The organism is Endozoicomonas sp. SESOKO3 (assembly GCF_024606255.1).
In genome coordinates this window covers 1-1,355 of record NZ_JAHHPR010000265.1, presented here as the reverse complement: position 1 = coordinate 1,355, position 1,355 = coordinate 1, and the positions used below count along the sequence as shown (strand labels likewise).

Below are 1,355 nucleotides of genomic sequence, written 5' to 3'. Positions count from 1 at the left end.
CGTTGAGGTCTGCCTCGGCTTCGATCAGTGCATTCACGCAGTCAGTCTTATTTTCTTGGGCAGCCATGAACACAGGGGTGGCGCCACCTGTAGTCTGGGCGTTAAGATTTGCCTCGGCTTCGATCAGGACTTTCACGCAGTCGGTATTGCCTTTCGCAGCAGCGATACACAGTGGGGTGGCGCCATCCGACGTGGCAGCGTTGAGATCTGCCCTGGCTGCGATCAGGATTTTTAGACAGTCGGTGCTATTTTGTTGGGCAGCCATGAACAGCGCGGTGACACCATTCTTGGTTCGGGCGTTGATATTCGCCCTGGCTTCAATCAGGATTTTTAGGTAGTGGCTGTTATTTTCCAACGCAGCAACGAGCAGCGCGATGACGCCATCCCCAATTTGGGCGTTGATATCCGCCTTGGCTCTGATCAGGAGTTTCATGCAGTCGATGTTATTTTCCTGGGCAGCCATGATCAGCGGGGTGGAGCCATCCTCAGCCCGGGCGTTGAGATCTGCCTCGGCTTCGATCAGGAGTTCCACGCAGTCACTGTTGCCTGTTGCAGCAGCGATGGCCAGCGGGGTGACGCCATTTGAACAGGCGGCGTTGAGATCTGCCCCGGCTTCGATCAGGAGTTTCACGCAGTCGGTGCTATTTTGCTGGGCGGCCATGAACAGCGGGGTGGCGCCACCCACGGTTTGGGCGTTGAGATTCGCCTTGGCTCTGATCAGGAGTTTGACGCAGTCGGCCTTATTCTGCTGGGCAGCGATGAGTAGTGCGGTGGCACCATTCTCACGGGCAGCGTTGAGATTCGCCCCGGCGTTGATCAGACGTTCGACGATATCCCTGTGCCCCTGACCAGATGCCAAAATCAAGGCAGTGAAATCATCAGCTAGAGCAGCATTGACATTGACTCCTTCTGCCAGTGAATGGTTCACCCGCGCAAAATCCCCGTTAATACAAGCATCAAAAAACGCCTGGTTCGGGAAAAATTGATCCGGGTGAGATTCACCGGTGCTCAGATTCAATACAGGCATCGGGTCTTGCCGACACATCGCGCACCGGCGTGAGCCGATGAGCTGTTGAACAAAAGACTTCGAAATACAATCCAGATCGAAGTGCTTGCCACAACAGTGTGCCCTGACAACCACAGGTGCTACATCACGGCCATGGAAGTGAGTCAGACAGATAGGGCAGAGATCGGACTCCAGCGATGAGTTATTTTCCACAGGGACAGGGGGGCGAGCAATACCATCCATAATGAGTAAAATATTTTTGTTAGCCAATAAGAGATGCGTCTTAGACACAAGGAAAATAAGATTGACTGCGTGAATGCACTGATCGAAGCCGAGGCAGACCTCAACG

1 protein-coding gene is annotated in these 1,355 nt (G+C 53.9%); it reads right to left on the bottom strand.

The window, feature by feature from the left end; translation table 11 throughout:
- Nucleotides 1-1,276, bottom strand: a 1,276-nt coding sequence (locus tag KDK18_RS04735) for an ankyrin repeat domain-containing protein (protein ID WP_257253569.1), incomplete at its 3' end; no start/stop codon positions are given.
- Between the last annotated feature and the right edge of the window lie 79 nt (nucleotides 1,277-1,355).